Source organism: Amycolatopsis thailandensis (assembly GCF_042723255.1).
Lineage (GTDB): Bacteria > Actinomycetota > Actinomycetes > Mycobacteriales > Pseudonocardiaceae > Amycolatopsis > Amycolatopsis thailandensis.
On the sequence record NZ_JBHXJK010000162.1, the window covers coordinates 1 to 16,865 of the forward strand.

At 68.8% G+C, this 16,865-nt stretch carries 15 protein-coding genes and 1 pseudogene; 9 read left to right on the forward strand and 7 right to left on the reverse strand.

Annotated elements, in window-relative coordinates:
* Positions 1-66: 66 nt before the first annotated feature.
* On the reverse strand, positions 67-393 hold the full coding sequence (locus ACFWMR_RS37750) for a DUF4873 domain-containing protein (protein ID WP_093933770.1): 327 nt from the start codon (positions 391-393) through the stop codon (positions 67-69).
* A complete protein-coding gene (locus ACFWMR_RS37755; RefSeq protein ID WP_093933771.1) occupies positions 390-1,169 on the reverse strand; it encodes a TetR/AcrR family transcriptional regulator in 780 nt (259 codons plus the stop codon). The genes ACFWMR_RS37750 and ACFWMR_RS37755 overlap by 4 nt, the downstream gene beginning before the upstream one ends.
* A gap of 50 nt (positions 1,170-1,219) precedes the next feature.
* Between ACFWMR_RS37755 and ACFWMR_RS37760 the strand changes: the two genes are divergently transcribed.
* Together ACFWMR_RS37760 and ACFWMR_RS37765 are read left to right on the forward strand one after the other, a co-directional pair.
* Positions 1,220-2,128, forward strand: a complete 909-nt coding sequence (locus tag ACFWMR_RS37760) for an AurF N-oxygenase family protein (protein WP_167406078.1) — start codon at positions 1,220-1,222, stop codon at positions 2,126-2,128.
* On the forward strand, positions 2,125-3,048 hold the full coding sequence (locus ACFWMR_RS37765) for an alpha/beta fold hydrolase (RefSeq protein WP_093933773.1): 924 nt from the start codon (positions 2,125-2,127) through the stop codon (positions 3,046-3,048). Before ACFWMR_RS37760 ends, ACFWMR_RS37765 begins: the two co-directional genes overlap by 4 nt.
* Positions 3,049-3,120: 72 nt before the next feature.
* On the opposite strand, the gene ACFWMR_RS37770 is transcribed toward ACFWMR_RS37765, so the two are convergent.
* Complete coding sequence (locus tag ACFWMR_RS37770) at positions 3,121-3,657, reverse strand: carboxymuconolactone decarboxylase family protein (RefSeq protein ID WP_378381865.1); 537 nt, start codon at positions 3,655-3,657, stop codon at positions 3,121-3,123.
* Between the two features lie 163 nt (positions 3,658-3,820).
* Here ACFWMR_RS37770 and ACFWMR_RS37775 point away from each other — a divergent pair, with 163 nt between their 5' ends.
* Positions 3,821-5,242, forward strand: coding sequence for an amidohydrolase family protein (locus ACFWMR_RS37775; protein ID WP_378381866.1), 1,422 nt, complete (start codon positions 3,821-3,823; stop codon positions 5,240-5,242).
* Positions 5,243-5,315: 73 nt separating this feature from the next.
* Here ACFWMR_RS37775 and ACFWMR_RS37780 read toward each other — a convergent pair whose 3' ends face one another.
* Entirely contained in the window at positions 5,316-5,936 is a 621-nt protein-coding gene (locus ACFWMR_RS37780) for a TetR/AcrR family transcriptional regulator (protein ID WP_005167618.1), read from the reverse strand.
* Positions 5,937-6,231: 295 nt separating this feature from the next.
* On the opposite strand from ACFWMR_RS37780, the gene ACFWMR_RS37785 reads away from it, so the two are divergent.
* The 4 genes from ACFWMR_RS37785 (at position 6,232) to ACFWMR_RS37800 (ending at position 10,881) form a co-directional block, all read left to right on the forward strand.
* A complete protein-coding gene (locus ACFWMR_RS37785) occupies positions 6,232-7,089 on the forward strand; it encodes an alpha/beta fold hydrolase (protein WP_167406079.1) in 858 nt (285 codons plus the stop codon).
* An 81-nt stretch (positions 7,090-7,170) separates the two neighbouring features.
* The gene (locus ACFWMR_RS37790) at positions 7,171-8,343 is read left to right on the forward strand and encodes a DUF3152 domain-containing protein (protein ID WP_378381867.1); all 1,173 of its coding nucleotides are present in this window, start codon (positions 7,171-7,173) and stop codon (positions 8,341-8,343) included.
* A 118-nt stretch (positions 8,344-8,461) separates the two neighbouring features.
* A complete protein-coding gene (gene moeZ / locus ACFWMR_RS37795; protein ID WP_378381868.1) occupies positions 8,462-9,640 on the forward strand; it encodes an adenylyltransferase/sulfurtransferase MoeZ in 1,179 nt (392 codons plus the stop codon).
* 443 nt (positions 9,641-10,083) lie between these two features.
* A complete protein-coding gene (locus ACFWMR_RS37800; protein WP_378381869.1) occupies positions 10,084-10,881 on the forward strand; it encodes a TIGR02569 family protein in 798 nt (265 codons plus the stop codon).
* Between the two features lie 47 nt (positions 10,882-10,928).
* Here ACFWMR_RS37800 and ACFWMR_RS37805 read toward each other — a convergent pair whose 3' ends face one another.
* The 3 genes from ACFWMR_RS37805 to ACFWMR_RS37815 are packed head-to-tail and all read right to left on the reverse strand — an operon-like array spanning position 10,929 to position 14,377.
* Positions 10,929-13,160 (reverse strand): FtsX-like permease family protein, encoded by a 2,232-nt coding sequence (locus ACFWMR_RS37805; RefSeq protein ID WP_378381870.1) that lies wholly within the window; start codon positions 13,158-13,160, stop codon positions 10,929-10,931.
* On the reverse strand, positions 13,157-13,837 hold the full coding sequence (locus tag ACFWMR_RS37810; RefSeq protein ID WP_378277049.1) for an ABC transporter ATP-binding protein: 681 nt from the start codon (positions 13,835-13,837) through the stop codon (positions 13,157-13,159). Before ACFWMR_RS37810 ends, ACFWMR_RS37805 begins: the two co-directional genes overlap by 4 nt.
* A gap of 15 nt (positions 13,838-13,852) precedes the next feature.
* Entirely contained in the window at positions 13,853-14,377 is a 525-nt protein-coding gene (locus tag ACFWMR_RS37815; protein ID WP_093933780.1) for a PadR family transcriptional regulator, read from the reverse strand.
* 249 nt (positions 14,378-14,626) lie between these two features.
* On the opposite strand from ACFWMR_RS37815, the gene ACFWMR_RS37820 reads away from it, so the two are divergent.
* Both ACFWMR_RS37820 and ACFWMR_RS37825 read left to right on the forward strand, forming a co-directional pair.
* On the forward strand, positions 14,627-16,699 hold the full coding sequence (locus ACFWMR_RS37820; protein ID WP_378381871.1) for a molybdopterin oxidoreductase family protein: 2,073 nt from the start codon (positions 14,627-14,629) through the stop codon (positions 16,697-16,699).
* Positions 16,696-16,865: pseudogene (locus ACFWMR_RS37825) on the forward strand (NAD(P)/FAD-dependent oxidoreductase); the annotation flags it as partial. The gene ACFWMR_RS37820 and the pseudogene ACFWMR_RS37825, both read left to right, overlap by 4 nt.

Consider the following 16,865-nt stretch of genomic DNA (forward strand, 5'->3'; position numbering starts at 1 on the left):
CTCCTTGAGGGACCCAGGGTCCCTCAAGGAGGCCTTCACGGACTTTGGAGGCGCCGGAGAGAGGTGTCAGGCGTTGAGTTCGTTCAGCTCTTCGAGGCTGGTCGGCACGTGGAACGGAGGCGTGCTGGTGCCCATGATGCGGTAGCGGTCCCACGGGTCCGGGTCGGAGAGTTCGCCCTTCGCGCTGTACTCGCCCGCGCGGATCTCGACGGCGGTCTTCTTGCCACCGGCTGCCGCGGACACCTGCTCGTTGGTCGCCACGCGGCCGTACCAGCGGTAGTACCCGTCGATGGGCTGGAAGTAGCCCCGCAGGTCGACCGTGGCCGCGATCTCGGCTCCGTCGATCACGAGGACCGCTTCGCCGGCGTAGCCGTCTTCGTCGTGCTCGCTCATTGCCCCTCCACCTGCTTTTCCTCGGTCTTCCGCATCTGGACGACCTTGTTCTCTTCGAGCGGCAGATTCGGGTCGATGACGATGCCCTGCTGCCGGGAGAGGCCGTCGATCGCGGCCCAGATGATCTGCGTCAGGTATTCGACGACGCTGTCGCGGCCCATCGAGCGCCGGTCCAGCCACCATTCGCCGGTGCTCTGCACCATGCCGACGATGCCGTGCGCCCACGGTTCGGCGGCGCCGGAATCCATGTTGAACATCCGCATGTAGTCGCCGAGCAGCGCGGTCAGCGCGGTGGCGATCAGTTCCTTGTCCTCGGCGACGACGTCGGACTTGACGAGCACCTTCTCCTGCAGTCCGCCGCGCGCGAGCAAGCGGTAAAGGTTGGGGTGCTCCTCGATGACGCTGAAGAACGAGTCGAGCGCCATCCGGATCCGGGGGACCGGCGCCAGTTCGGAGTTGATCGCCGGGATCAGCCGCTGGAAGAGGATCTCCGTGCCGCGCTGCCCGAGCGCGACGTACAGATCCGCCTTGTCGTCGAAGTGCCTGTACAGCACGGGTTTCGTGACGCCCGCTTCGGCGGCGACGTCTTCCATGCCGAGGTCCGGGCCGTGGGTGTCGAGGGCGCGGAGTGCGGCCTCGACGAACTCGGCGCGGCGCGCGATCCGGTGCTTGCGCCAGCGGTCGCGACGGGCGTCACCCGTGTCGGCCTCACCCGCCGTGGGGTGCTTGCTCGACTGCTTGCTGTTGCGCTTGACACGTTCGATCACCCAAGTCATGCTACCAGAGGTAACTGTTACCACGAGTTACAGATAGGGGTGTGTCGGCAATGACGCGGGCGCTGAAAGAGACAGACCGGGAGAAGACGGCCGAGCGGCTGCTGAAGTCTTCCGCCAACAAGTTCTACGACCCCGACGTCGACATCGACTGGAACGCTCCGCTCGTGGACGGGAAGCGCTACATCCCGGCACACCGTTCTTCGCTCTACGGCACGAAGTTATGGGACTCGCTGTCGGAAGAGCAGCGCATCGAACTGGGCAAGCACGAGGTCGCGAGTGTCGCCACGACCGGGCTGTGGTTCGAAATCCTCCTGATGCAGATGCTGCTCAAAGAGGTCTACGACGAGGACCCGACCAGTTCGCACGCGCAGTACGCGCTGACCGAGATCGCGGACGAATGCCGTCACTCGACGATGTTCGCGCGGATGGCTTCGCGGATCGGCTGCCCGTCCTACGGGCCCGTGCCGTGGCTGCGGCGGCTGGCGAAACTGATGCCGTCGATCAGCTACGGCCCCGCGCGTTACGGCGCGATCCTCGTCGCCGAAGAGGTCCTCGACCGGCTTCAGCGCGAGCAGATGAACGACCCGGACATCCAGCCGCTGGTGCGCATGGTCAACCGGATCCACGTTCTCGAAGAAGCCCGGCACGTCACTTTCGCCCGCGAAGAGGTCACTCGCGGGATGGCGAAGCTGACGAAGAAGGAGATCATCTATCAGCAGTTCATCATCGCGCTGATCTCGTACTTCGTGACCCGGGCGTTCATCAACCCGCGCGTCTACAAGGCAGTCGGCATCCGGCCGCGTGACGGCGTCGAAGCCGCGATGAACAACCCGAACTGGCAGGAGAGCGTGCGCTGGGCGGGCGAGAAGATCATGCCGTTCCTCCAGGAATCCGGTCTGGTCGGCAAACCCGGCATGTACTTCTGGCGCAAGTCCTTCCTGCTGCCGGGGAAGCGATGAGGGGCGTCAAGCAGCGCGGCACCGTCTCCTGGGATCCGTCGCGCGAGCACCGCTTCGTGACCGCCGACGGCACCGCCCTGCACGTCGAGACGAGCGGTCCCGCCGACTCCGAGCTCACGCTGGTCCTCGTGCACGGCTGGACCCAGGACCACCGGACCTGGGACGGCGTGACGTCGCGGCTCGGCGATTCCGTCCGGACTCTGCGCTACGACCTGCGCGGTCACGGCGGCTCCGCGCCGGCGAAACCGGGCACGGCCACGATCGCGACCCTCGCCGACGATCTCGCGGAGCTGATTCAGGAGCGCGTCCCGAACGGGCCGCTCGTGCTCGCCGGTCACTCCATGGGCGGCATGACGATCATGGAACTGTCCCGCAGGCACCCCGAACTCGTGGCCCGGCGCGTCGCAGGGGTCGCGTTCGTCGCCACATCTTCCGGTGAGATGGACCGGATCACCCTCGGCTTGCCGGGGATCGCGGGCAGTGGCGCGGCGAGGTTCGAACGGAGGCTCGCGAAGCTGCTCGCGAAGAACCGCCGGGACGCCTTGCCGTTGCCGCTGTCCGTGGTGCGCCCCGGCGCGCGGCTGCTCGTCTTCGGGCGGCGTCCTCGGCGGGCCGATGTGGACTCGGTCGCCGAGCAGCTGCTGTGCGCGCATCCGGCGAGCGTCGCCGGATTCCAGGACGCGATCTCGCGGCACGACTGCCGCGTCACGCTGGCCGCGTTGCAGGGGAAGCCGGTGATCGTGCTGTCGGGGGAGCGAGACCGGCTCTGCCCGACCCCGCACGCCAAGGTCATCGCCGACGCGCTGCCGGAGGCCGAATTCGTGCGCTATCCGGGAGCAGGGCACATGCTTCCGCAGGAACGGGCGCAGGAAGTCTCAGACCGTATTGCCGCCCTCGTCCGCCGCGCCGCGAGGGTCTGAAGAGGGAGCAAGGGACCTTTGCTCACGTTCGTTAGTGCACTAACCGACGTAAGCAAAGGTCCCCTGCTCCGTTCAGAGGCGGGTGTAGCCCTCTTGGAGGAGCCTGGCGCCCATCCCTTGGTAAGCCTCCTGGTCCTCCGGCGCGATGGTGGCCAGCCCGTCGACGTACCGGTTGAACATGCAGAACGCGGCCGCGATCAGGACCGTGTCGTGGATTTCGACGTCCGTCGCGCCCTCGGCGCGGGCGACGGCGATCAGGTCTTCGCCCACTGATTTCCCGCCTTCGCGGACGGCGAGCGCGACGTGCAGGAGCGCCTTCACCTTCGCCGACACGGGGGCGCCGTCGACGTCCGCCCAAGCGGCCTCGACGACCGGCATGCCGCCTTCGAGTGCTTCGGCGGCGATGGCGGCATGACTGCGTGAGCAGAACGTGCAGTCGTTGCCGCGCGAGACGACCGCGCTGATCAGCTCGCGTTCACCCACGCTGAGGCTGCTCGGGCCGCGAAGCAGGACTTCGGCGAGTTGCTTGAGCGGCGCCGCCGTCTCCGGCCGGTAGGCGAACAACGCGGAGATGCCGGGCAGGTTCTCGTCGAGCGCGATGTGGGGCATGGGCTACTCCTCGCGGATCGGCAACGCGGTCGCCCGATTCAAACCGAAACCGGGTCGGGCAGGCTTCCGCTGGATGGCCGAAAGCGATAGCAAAGGTCCCTTGCTCTCCCCGGAGGCGCTAGCGTGATCTTGCAACGCTGCTTTCGACTGGGGAGTTGAAACGATGAAACAGCGCAGATCCGTCCTGTCCGTCTTCAGCCTCACGCTCGCCGTCGGCCTCGGCGCCGCCCTGCTCGGCGGTCTCGGCGGCGGGAACACCGAAGCCGGGAGCGAGGCGGAATTCACCGGTGCCGGCCGCGTCGTCATCCGTGACGCCTCGATGGTGCTCACGATGGACCCCAGCCTCGGCGAAGGACCGCTCGGCGCCCTCGCCGACGCCGACGTCGTGCTGGAAGGCACCAAGATCAAACAGGTCGGCAAGGACCTCGACGCGGGCTCGGCGAAAGTCGTCGACGGGCGCGGCAAGATCGTCCTGCCCGGGTTCGTCGACCTGCACAACCACCTGTGGCAGTCGCTCATCCGCGGCTGCGCGGCCGACAAGGAACTCATCGGCTGGCTCGGCAAATGCGTCATCCCGCTGTACCGGGCGCCGGTGACCGACGCGGACGCGTACGCGGGGACGAAGCTCGCGGCCGCCGACGTCGTCTCCACGGGCATCACCACGGTCACCGACTGGTCGCACGCGTTCAACACCGACTTCGCCAAGGGCGGCCTCCGCGCGCTCGGCGAGTCGAAACTGCGTTTCCTCTACTCCTACAACGGAACCACCGATACGGCGCTGCAAAACGAGATCCGCCGGGTGAAGCGGGAGGTCATCGACCCGAATCCGCTGGCGCGCCTCCAGATCGGCACGCATCCGTCCACCGGCAACTTCCCGAGTGTCGAGGCGTCGGAGAAGCTCGCGCGCGAGCTCGGTGTCTCGCTGAACGTGCACCTGCTCGAATCGAAGGCCGATCTGACCGCGGGGCAGATGGACGCGCTCCGGCGGGCCGGCGCGCTGCACCCAGGGCTGGTGGCGAACCACGTCATCCAGGCCACCGACGCCGATCTCGACGAACTCGCGGCCGCCGGGGTCAGCGTGGCGCACAACCCGCTGTCGAACATGCGGCTCGCGTCCGGCGTGATCAGGCTGCCGGAGATGAAGAAGCGGGCGATGAAGGTCGGGCTCGGGCTCGACGGCGGCACCAACGACACGAGCGACATGTTCAACGTGATGCGCGCGGCCGTCGGCCTCCAGCGGGCGATCGCGACGGATCCGGCCGTCTACCCGACCACGGCCGACGTCCTGCGCATGGCGACGCTCGGCGGCGCGGAAGCGCTCGGGATGGACAAGGAGATCGGGTCGCTCACGCCGGGCAAGCGGGCGGACCTCCAGCTGGTCGACGCCCAGGCGGTCAACTTCGCGCCGAAGGTGGACTGGGTGAATCAGCTGGTCTTCAACACCCAGCCCGCGAACGTCTCGTGGGTCTTCGTCGACGGCCGCGCTCTCAAGCGCGAAGGGCGCGTTGTCGGCATCGACACCGCGAAGGTCGTCGCCGACGCCCAGGCCGCCGCGGACCGGATCAAGAAGCTGCTGCCCCAGTAACCCCACGCACTTCGTCCTCTGAATGCGGTAGTTGCATGCGCAAGGACCGCATTCAGAGGACGAAACGCAGGGATCAGTGCTGGAGCGGGAAGCCGCCGCCGATGCCTCGCCAGGCGAGGTTGGCGGTGAGGGCGACGGCCTCTTCGCGGCTCATCGACTTGTGGTGCGCCAGCCAGAACCGCGCGCTGACCTGCGAGAGGCCCACGAGGCCGACGGCGAGCAGCCGGGCCTTGTCCTCGTCGAGGCCCGCGTCGGCGGTGATGGTCTCGGTGATCGCGTCGACACTGGCCGACGTCGCCCGGTCCACCGCCTCCTGCACGGCGGGCTCGCCGCGCAGGTCGGACTCGAAGACCATGCGGAACGCGCCGGCGTCGTTGTTGACGAAGTCGAAGAACGCGCCGACGGTCGCCGGGACGCGCTGCTTGTTGTCCGTCGTGGAGTCGAGCGCCTCCTTGACCCGTCGCACCAGTTCGTCGACGTGGCTCTCCAGCAGCGCGATGTAGAGGTCGAGCTTGCCGGGGAAGTGCTGGTAGAGGACCGGTTTGCTGACACCGGCCTCCTCGGCGATCTCGTCCATCGCGGCGGCGTGGTAGCCGTTCGCGGCGAACACGCGCTGCGCGGCGGCCAGCAGCTGGGCGCGGCGTTCCGTCCTGGGCAGCCGGACTCCGCGGGCCAGTCGCGCCATTTCTGTCATCGTTCCTCCAGTTCGAGGCACTCGTCTCCGCCGAGAACGCGTCAGCCTGACTCATCAGCGCAGTCGAGCGGGCTCCGCGGGGCGGGGTCACCGCCGCGTGAAGTGAGCTCAAGATTACTCGCCGGTACGGCCGGACCGCCAAGGGTCGGGCATCCTTGGCACTGTGCCTTCTCCAGTTTCCCGTGCCGCCCGGGGTCGTCCGCCGCTGACCCACGTGCCGCTGTCGCGCAGGTCGATGCCGTCGCTGGACCCCGCGCCGCCACCTTGGCCCGGGGAAACAATAGGTGTCGGCGGGGTGAAATTGCACATCCGCCGGACGCCGGGCGGCCCGGAGACGGCGGTCTACGTCCATGGGCTCGGCGGCTCGTCCACGAACTGGACCGACCTCGCCGCGCTGCTGGCGCCCGAAGCGGGCGGCACTTCGGTCGATTTGCCGGGCTTCGGCTATTCGGAGCCGGCCGACGACTTCGACTTCAGCCTCGACGCGCACGCCGAAGTGGTCGCGAACCACATCGAGAGCCTCGAAACCGGGCCCGTACACCTGCTCGGCAACTCGATGGGCGGAGCGGTCGCGCTGCTCGTCGCGGCCCGCCGTCCGGAGCTGGTGAAGACACTGACGCTGATCTCTCCCGCGATGCCGGACCTCCGGCCCAGCATGAAGCGGCTGTCCGACCCGCGAATGGCGTTCGCCTACCTGCCGTTGATCGGCCCGCGGGTGCGCCGTCAACTGGCCGCGCTCGGCCCGCGCGAACGCGCCATGCAGGTCATCAAGCTGTGCTTCGCCGACCCGGCCCGCTTCGCCGAAAGCAGGCTGGACGAGCTCGAACAGGAGCACAGCGCCCGTGCCGAGTTCGCCTGGGCCGCCCCCGCGCTGGCCCGCAGCACGTTCGGCATCTTCCGGACGTGGTCCGCGCGCGGGCCCGCGTCGCTGTGGGCCGTCGCGCCGACGGTCGCCACGCCGACGCTCGTCGTGTGGGGGCAGCACGACCGGGTGATCTCCGTCCGGCGCGCGGAGCGGACCGCTCGGCTGATTCCGCACGCCCGGTTGCTCGTTCTCCCCCGAACCGGCCATGTGGCGCAGATGGAACGCCCGAATGTCGTAGCGAAGGCCGTTTTAGGCATGTGGGAAGCGGTCGAAACGGACACCTGGTAGCCCATTCGGGTGGGCGAGACACGCCGCGCGAAGCGCCGGTCGCTCACAACATCACAGTTCGGTTATGGCACCCTGGTGCGCGTGGATCGGGTTAAGCAAGGCGCGCAGGGCGAAGGTCGGCGGTCTCAGTACTCCGCATCCGCCCGCCGTCCGTCGCGCGCTCAGCCCCGGACCTCGGAGGTCCCGCGCACCGGTCAGTACCGTCCGACACCGCCGCCCTCGCAGCGGCTCGACGAGGACCGTTACCGCCCGGGCGGTCGCCGGACCAGCGCCCAGCCGCTCAGCGCGTCCTGGAAGCCGCACGAGCCCGGCGCCGCGAAGGGCAAGGCCGCCAAGCGCAAGAGCAAGGGCGGCATCGGCCACTTCGCCAAGACCTACGGCTGGCGCGTGTACGCACTGCCGATCCTCGTGGTGATCACCGCGCTGGTCGTGTTCAACACCGCCACCGGTCCGGCCGAGCCGATCGCCTCCGACGGCACGAGTCTCGCTTCGTCCGACAGCTCGGGTGGTGATGGCGGGGAGAGCGGCACCGGTGTCGACGGCAGTGGCGACGTCCTCCCGGAGAACCCGGCCAAACCGGTCGACCTCAAGATCCCGACCGCCGACCTGCCCAAGGGCGGCGTCTTCACCGAGTCCGGTCAGGGCACCTATCACGTGGTGCCGGGCAAGGGCGAGAAGGTCGGCACGGGACAGCTGTACACGTACACCATCGAGGTCGAGGACGGAATCGACTCGGCCAGCTACGGCGGTGACGACAGCTTCGCCTCGATGGTGGAGGCCACCCTGTCCAATCCCAAGAGCTGGACGTGGGACGGCAAGAAGGCGCTCCAGCGTGTCGACGCGAGTTTCCCGAACCCCACCTTCCGGGTGAGTCTCACCACACCCAACACGACGCACCGCGCGGACGTCTGCATGTTCCAGATCACCTACGAGACGTCGTGCTACCGGTCGAGCTTCGACAAGCGCGTGGTGATCAACCTCGCCCGCTGGGTGCGGGGGGCGATGGCCTTCGAGAGCGACATGACCGGGTATCGCCAGTACGCCATCAACCACGAGGTCGGGCACGCCCTGGGCGGAAAGCACGTGGGCTGCAAGGTGAACGGCGGGATCGCGCCGGTGATGATGCAGCAGACGTTCGGCGTCTCCAACGACTTCGTGGCACAGCTGAACAATCTCCCCGGTGGCGACCGCGGCAGAGTGCCCGCGGACGGCCTCGTCTGCAAGCCGGGCTCCTGGCCGAATCAGACACCTTAGCCTTCGCCGTCTCACGTGCTGGAATATCCCAGGATTTGAAACAGGGGAAGTCGTTTCCGCCTTCTCGTGTTGTAGATACTGGGATGCGACCCGCGATCCACGCGAGATGGAGGACCCGATGTCAGGCACGCTGCCGCCGCTCGTCGAGCCGGCCGCCGAGCTCACCAAGGAAGAGGTGGCCCGGTACAGCCGTCACCTGATCATCCCGGACGTCGGGGTGACCGGGCAGAAGCGGTTGAAGAACGCCAAGGTGCTGGTCATCGGCGCCGGTGGCCTCGGCAGCCCGGCGCTGCTGTACCTGGCCGCGGCCGGGGTCGGCACGCTCGGCATCGTCGACTTCGACGAGGTCGACGAATCGAACCTGCACCGCCAGGTCATCCACGGCCAGTCCGACATCGGCAAGCTCAAGGCCGCGTCGGCGCAGGAGACCATCGCCGAGATCAACCCCTTCGTGAAGGTGCACCTGCACACCGACCGGCTGGAGTCGTCGAACGCGCTGGAGCTGTTCGAGCAGTACGACCTGATCCTCGACGGCACCGACAACTTCGCGACGCGCTACCTGGTCAACGACGCCGCCGTGCTCACCGGGAAGCCCTACGTGTGGGGCTCGATCTACCGGTTCGAGGGGCAGGCGAGCGTGTTCTGGGAGGACGCGCCGAACGGCAAGGGCCTCAACTACCGCGACCTCTACCCCGAGCCGCCGCCGCCCGGCATGGTCCCGTCGTGCGCCGAGGGCGGCGTGCTGGGCGTGCTGTGCGCGTCGATCGGTTCGATCATGGTCAACGAGGCGATCAAGCTGATCACCGGCATCGGTGAGCCGCTGTTGGGCAGGCTCGTCAGCTACGACGCGCTGGAGATGAAGTACCGCGAGGTCAAGATCCGGAAGGATCCGGAGACCCCGAAGATCACCGGGCTCATCGACTACGAAGCCTTCTGCGGCGTCGTGTCCGACGAAGCCGCTTCGGCCGCCGCGGGCAGCACGCTCACTCCGGCGGAGCTCAAGGCCAAGTTCGACAACGGCGACAACTTCGCCCTCATCGACGTCCGTGAGCCGCACGAGTACGAGATCGTCAACATCAAGGGCGCGACGCTGATCCCGAAGGACCGGATCCTCTCGGGCGAGGCGCTGGCGGAACTGCCGCAGGACAAGCCGATCGTGCTGCACTGCAAGTCGGGCGCGCGTTCGGCGGAGGCGCTCGCGGCGCTGCACCAGGCCGGGTTCAAGGACGCGACCCACCTCGGTGGCGGCGTGCTGGCTTGGGCGCGGCAGATCGACCAGAGCCTGCCGACGTACTGAGGCTTGGGGGTCGCTGACCTGCGGGAAGAGAGCAAGGGACCTTTGCTGTCGTTAGTTAGTGTGCTAACGAACGCTAGCAAAGGTCCCTTGCTCTCCCGGGCGTTTGGGCTCCTGGTCGCTGATGCAATGAAAGGCTCTTTCCTTGCCAAATTTGCAAGGAAAGAGTCTTTCATTGCAAGCGCACCTCAAGGCTAAAAGCCCAAAAGGGATATTTCGCGCGTCGAGGGGCCGTGAAGGCCTCCTTGCCTACCCTGAAGGTAGTGAAGGAGGCCTTCACGGACCCTGGGTCCCTCAAGGAGGCCTTCACGGACCAGCCCGGAGCCGGTCGGGGAAGCGCGGCGGAAGAACGGCTGGTCAGGCGTGATTGTGTCTTGAGTATCGCTACTCGATGACCAGCGCGTCTTCTCGTTCGTGGCACGGAAGACGGGGTAACGTGCCCAGCCGTGCGTGCCACCCTTGAGAGCCCTCCGGAACACGTCTGTTCGGCGTTCGGCGGACGTGACGGTGACGCGGAGCCGATGCCCGGCACCACAGCCTGGCGCTACGCCGATCTCGTGCTCAAGCCGGTCGAGGACAAGTCGCGGACCTTGTGGACGGCCCGGGCGCTGGAAGCCGTCGACGAGCCGGGACTGCGGGTCGCGAAGCCGGTCCGGTCCAGCGACGGCCGCTGGGTGGTCGGCGGCTGGTCGGCGAACCGGTTCGTGTCCGGTACGGCCGAGCACCGCTACGACGAGGTCGTGCACGCGGCGGTCAAACTGCACCGGTCGACGGCGGGGCTGCCGCGGCCGGATTTCCTGGGACGGCGCACCGATCTCGAGGCGCTGGCCGACAAACTCGCCTGGGGCGAGGCGGACATGTCCCTCGACGAGAACAAGGGCGGCCGCTGGTTCGAGGTGCTGGCGGGCTCCCGAAGACCGGTCAAACTGCCGGACCAGGTCGTCCACGGGGAGCTGCTCGCCGGGGTGCTCTTCGACGGCGCCGAAGCCCCCGGCATCGTCGATTTCGTGCCGTACTACCGGCCTGGGGAGTGGGGCGCCGCGATCGTCGCGGTCGACGCGCTGGCCTGGGGCGGCGCCACCATCGATCTTCTCGACCGCTGGGCGCATCTGCCCGAGTGGCCCCAGCTTCTGCTGCGAGCGGTCCTATTCCGTCTGGCCGCCAACGCTCTCGACCCGCGGTCGACGCGAGCGGCCCACGACGGGCTTCGCGCCGCCGCCCGCGACGTCAGCGCTGTGCTGTGAGTCCGTGAAGGCCTCCCTCCCCTAAGAAGGAGGCCTTCACGGACGGCTCACTCGGTGCGCAGGCTCTCCGTCTTCGCTGCCGAGCGCACGGACGGCAGCGTCGCCGCCGTCACCAGCAGCACCATCACGATCGCCGCCGCGGCGAGCACCCCGACCGCGGCCCAGTCGATGTACAGCGATCGCCAGAACATCCGCTTGCCCACCGCGGCGATGCCGATCCCGGTCGCCGTCGCGATCACGATCCCCAGCAGCAGCGGGATCCCGTTCTGCCACACCAGGGACCGCAGGATCACCCGGACCGGAACACCGGTGGCGGACAGCGCGCCGAGGGCCCGCCGTCGTTCGCGGACCTGTTCCTGCGCGAGCACGAGCAGGCTCACCCCGGCCAGCAGCAGGACCAACAGCGCGCCGCCGAACAGGATGTTCCGCGCGTCCCCGAACATCCGGGCCTCGTCGGTGATCCGCTTGTCGTTGTACGCGGCGACGTTGGCGTCCCAGCCGAACGGGGCGACCGAATTCCGCACCAGTTCGACGAAGTCCGGATTCGCGGCCCCGTCACGCAGGCTGACCGTGACCGAGGCGGCGGTCAGATCGACGCCCGCCATCGCGGACGGCGTCGCGAACACGCGCACCCCCTGGAATTCGGCCATACCCGACGGTTTTCCCTCGAGCGGCCGTGGCGTCACCGGCACGGTCCAGGGCTGTTCCCGCTTGTCGTTGCCGGTGAGCGTCAGCAACTGTCCTTTGTGGAACGACGGCGCCGCGGCGAACACGTCGCCGTCCTTGCAGCCCGTCACTCCCGCCGACGCTTCGATCGTGGGACAGTCGGCGATGGCGAACGACGAGAGCGCGCCGTCCATGGTGACGAACATCGAGCGCATGGCCTGGAAATCGGCCGCGCCCGGCACCGCGCGCACCGCGGCGATCGCCTTGTCCGCCACCGGGCCCTCCGCGTTGACGAACGTCCGGCCGTCCGTCGTGTCCTGGTAGGCGCCCAGCGCCGCCTGTCCCGCCATCAGGCTCTGCAACCCGATCGCCCCGGCGAGCACCACGCAGAGGCCCGCGACCACCCGCGACGGGGTCCCGCTGTCGCTACGCAGGCGCCGGATCGCGAGCTGGAACGACGGTGACCCGCCCTTGATCCGGGACACGACGCGTTCCAGCAGCCACGGCAGCAGCACCGGGATCCCGAGCATCAGCAGGACCGCCCCGGCGATCAGCGCCCAGCGGCCGGATTCGCTCGCCATGCCGAAGTCCGGGAGCACCAAAGCGATTCCGGCGAGGATCGGCAGCAGCCGCCACCACAACCGCCGCTTCGGCGGCGCGGTCTCCCGGACGACGCCGAGCGGTTCGACGACCGCGTGCCGCTGGGCGAACCACGCCGTCAGCACGGTCAGCGCGGGAATGAGCAGCACGATCAGCACCACCAGCGGCCACGACGGCGTGAGGTCCTTCGGGTAGAGCCCGAAGCGGAACACCTGGAAGTTCGTCACCGCGCCGCGGAAGAGCAGGAACAACGCGGCGCCGACGACGAGCCCGGCCACGGCGCCCACGAGCGATTCCGCCGCGGTGATCCGGCGCAGCTGCCGGGCGGACGAGCCCGCCAGCCGCAACGCGGCGAGCCGCCGGTCCCGGGTGGCGCCGCCGAGCCGGGAGATCGCCCCGATGAAGATGAACACCGGCGTGAGCAGGACGAAGAGCCCGATCAGCAGCAGCGCCAGGACTCCCTGTTCGAGCACCTTGTCGTAGCCGGGTTTCGCGCCGAAGCCATAGGCCATGGGCGCCTCCCGCACCGTGTCCGAGCCGACGTAGGCGACCAGGTCGTTCGGATTGAGCACGGTCTCCGCGGCGATGACCCCGACCTGCTTGCCGGGCAGCCGTGACCGCAGCAGGCCACTGGTGTCGGACGCGACGAGTTCGTCCAGCTTCGGCGAAAGGAAGGCCTCACCCGGGGCGGGCAGCCGGTCCACGCCCGGCGGGATCGGCGAATTCGGCCCCGAGGGCCGCAGGTGGACGAGCGAGATCGCCTGACCGCGGAAGTCGGTCGTCACCGCGCCGTAGGTCAGCGGGTCGACCCCCGGGATCGGCTCGCTCCGCACGGAAGAAGCGAACGTCCGCTGGTCCCGGTTCTCCTTGATGGTGCCCGCGGAGGCGCCGGCCAGCAGGATCGCCACCGCGAGCCCGATGCCGACGGCGCTCAGGACGAGCCTGACGATCGAGCCCCGGCCGCCCCCGACGGCCAGCCGGAACCCCAGTAACAGGTCTTCGCGTGCGGTCATCGGGTCACCACGGGTTCACGTGTCCGGCCGTCTCGCACGATGATCTCCCGGTCTGAGTAGGCGGCCACCCGCGGCTCGTGGGTGACCAGGACGACGGCGGCGTTCGTCTGCTTCGCCGTCTCGGAAAGCAGGCGCATGACGAGTTCGCCGCTGAGCGTGTCCAGCGCGCCTGTGGGTTCGTCGGCGAAGATCACCGACGGTTCGGTGATCAGCGCCCTGGCCATGGCGACCCGTTGGCTCTCCCCGCCCGAAATCCGGCCGGGCATGCTGTCGTCCGAGTCGCCGACTTCCAGCCTGTCGAGCCAGTCCCGCGCGAGCCGCTCGGCGGGGCGGCGCTTGATGCCGCCCAACCGCAGTGGCAGCGCGACGTTCTCCAAGCAGGTCAGTTCCGGAACGAGCTGCCCGAACTGGAAGACGAAGCCGAACTCGGTACGCCGCAGGGCACTGCGTTCGGCGTCGTGCATGGTCGCGAGGTCGCGGCCGCGGAACAGCACCTGACCTCCGTCGGGCCGCACGATGCCGGACAGGCAGTGCAGCAGGGTCGATTTGCCGGAGCCCGACGGGCCCATGATCGCGACGATCTCGCCGGCTTCGAGCGTCAGCCCTGCCCCGGCGAGTGCCTGATCGGGGCCGAAGGCCTTGTGCAGGCCCGAGCCTTGTAACAACGGTGTTTCCACTTTGTGGTCCCCAGGTCAGCGCGTCAGTTGCCGCGCGAGATCGTCGAGCCGGGCGGCGGTGAGTTCCAGCCAGCGCAGATCCGCTTCCAGGTGGAAGAGCGCGTGATCGCAGATCAGCTGGTCGGCGAGGTCGCCGTCGGTCTTGCGGGCGGTGAGCTCACGCATGGCGCGGAGGTGGGAAGCGCGCTGGGTGTCGAGCAGATCCTGGGCGCCGCGGCCGGACAGGAGCGCGAGCACGACCTTGGTGTAGAGCGTGTTCTGCAGGTAGACCGAGGGACTTTCCGGACTTTTCAGCCATTCCTCGACGTTGGTGACGCCGGCTTCGGTGATCGCGTACCGCTTCCGGTCCGGACCGCCGCCCGCTTCGACGCCGTTCTCCTCGACGAGCCCGTTCTTCAGGAGCCGGTTCAGCGTCGAGTAGACCTGCCCGTAGTGCAGCGGCCGATCCTGGCGGAACTGCTTGTCGTAGAGCTGTTTGAGGTCGTAGCCGTGCTTGGGGCCCGCTTCGAGCAGGCCGAGCAAGGTGTTCCCGATGGACATGCGGGCGACTATACACACAGTCTATACACATGGTGAATAGTGGGCTGAAGGGGCCCATCGCCGCATGGCACGCGGTGAAGGGAGCTTTCACCGCGTCGCATGCGGGGAAAGTCCCCTTCAGCCCCGCCGGACCTCACGGTGTGACGTCCATCGGCAGGGGGCAATGTCAAACGCCTGAAACATTCGGGAGTTTCCAGGTAACACGGCCTACCTACCTTCAAGCGCTATCGACGCCTGGAGGAGGTGCCCGTGCCGCTCGCCACCCCTGTCCCCACCCGCGCGGTGGACACGCACTGCCCGTACTGCGCCCTGCAGTGCGGGATGAGCCTCGACGGCGCCCGCGTCGCCCCGCGTGACTTCCCGGTCAACGCCGGCGGCCTGTGCCAGAAGGGCTGGACGTCGGGGGAGCTCCTCACCTCGCCTTCCCGCCTGACGACGCCGCTGATCCGGATCGACGGCGAACTCCGGCCCGCGACCTGGGATCAGGCGCTCGACCTCGTCGCGCGACGGCTCACCGAGATCCGGGCCGCGAAGGGCGCCGACTCTGTCGCCGTCTTCGGCGGAGGCGGGCTCACCAACGAGAAGGCCTACCTGCTGGGGAAGTTCGCCCGCGTCGCGCTGGGCACCTCGCAGATCGACTACAACGGCCGGTTCTGCATGTCGTCGGCGGCCGCCGCCGGGATCAAGGCCTTCGGCGCCGACCGCGGGATGCCGTTCCCGGTCACGGATCTCGCCGACGCCGACGCCGTCCTGCTCATCGGCGCGAACCCGGCCGAGACGATGCCGCCGTTCACCCAGCACCTGCGCGGCGCGGATCTGATCGTCGTCGACCCGCGCCGCACCCCGACCGCCGAACTGGCCGGACTGCACCTGGCGCCCGCGCCGGGCACCGACCTCGCTCTCGCGCAGGGGATCCTGCACGCCGTCGTCGCCGACGGGCTGCTCGATCAGTCCTATGTGGACGAGCGCACGAACGGCTTCGAAGAACTGTGGCGGTCGGTCGCCGCGTGGTGGCCGGAACGGGTCGAGCAGGTCACCGGCGTCTCCGCCGCGGATCAGCGCCGCGTCGCCGCCAAGCTCGCCGCCGCCCGCAACGCCTACGTCCTCACCGCGCGCGGCACCGAACAGCACGCCAACGGCACCGCGATGGTCAACGCCTGGATCAACCTCTCGCTCGCCCTCGGGCTGCCGGGGCGCAAGGGGTCCGGGTTCGGCTGCCTGACCGGGCAGGGCAACGGACAAGGCGGGCGTGAGCACGGTCAGAAGGCCGATCAGCTGCCCGGCTACCGCAAGATCGACGACCCCGCCGCGCGCGAGTACGTCGCCGGGGTCTGGGGCGTGCCGCCGGAATCCCTGCCGGGACCGGGTCGTTCGGCCGTCGAGCTGCTGGAAGCGCTCGGCACCGAAGACGGGCCGAGCGCGCTGATGGTGTTCGGCAGCAACCTCGTCGTTTCGGCGCCCCGCGCCGGGAGCATCCAGGAGAAAGTGTCCTCTTTGGACTTCCTGGTCGTTTCGGACCTCGTCCTTTCGGAGACCGCGGCGATGGCCGACGTCGTCCTGCCGGTCACCCAATGGGCCGAGGAGGACGGCACGATGACCAACCTCGAAGGCCGGATCCTCCTGCGGCGCAAGGCGATCGATCCGCCGTCCGGCGCGAAGACCGATCTCTGCGTGCTTTCCGAACTCGCGCGCCGGTTCGGCCAGCCCGACGGCCGGTTCCCGACGGACGCGGAGACCGTCTTCACCGAGCTCCGCCGCGCATCCAAGGGTGGCATCGCCGACTACTCGGGCATCACCTACGACAGGCTCCGCGACGGCGAGGCGCTGTACTGGCCCGTCCCGGCGGAATCGCATCCCGGCACACCGCGGATGTTCCTCGACTCATTCGCCCATCCGGACGGCCGCGCGCGGTTCGTGCCGGTGGACCACGTCGGCCCGGCCGAGCCGCCCGACGCCGAATTCCCCTTGCAGGCCACCACCGGACGGGTCCTGCAGCACTACCAGTCCGGGGCGCAGACCCGGCTGGTCAAGGAACTCAACGACGTCGTGGCGGAGGCTTTCGTGGAAGTTCATCCCGACACCGCGGCGCGGGCGGGACTGGCCGAGGGAGATCTCGCCGTCGTGCGGTCCCGGCGCGGGGAGACCGTCGCGCGGGTCCGCTGCGTGCCGTCGCTGCGCCCGGACCTGGTGTTCCTGCCGTTCCACTTCCCCGGTGAAGGGCGGGCGAACCTGCTGACCAACCCGGCGCTCGACCCGACCAGCCGGATGCCCGAGTTCAAGGTGTGCGCGGTCGCGCTCGCCCCGGCCGAGGTCGTCGCGTGAGCCCCCGGTCGGTGGTCATCGCCGGATACGGGATGGCGGGCGCGCGGCTCGCGGACGAGATCCAGCGCCGCGATCCCGAGGGTGACCGCGTGCGGCTCACCGTCGTCGGCGCGGAGAAGCACACCGCCTACAACCGGGTACTGCTCTCGTCGGTGGTCGCCGGCAC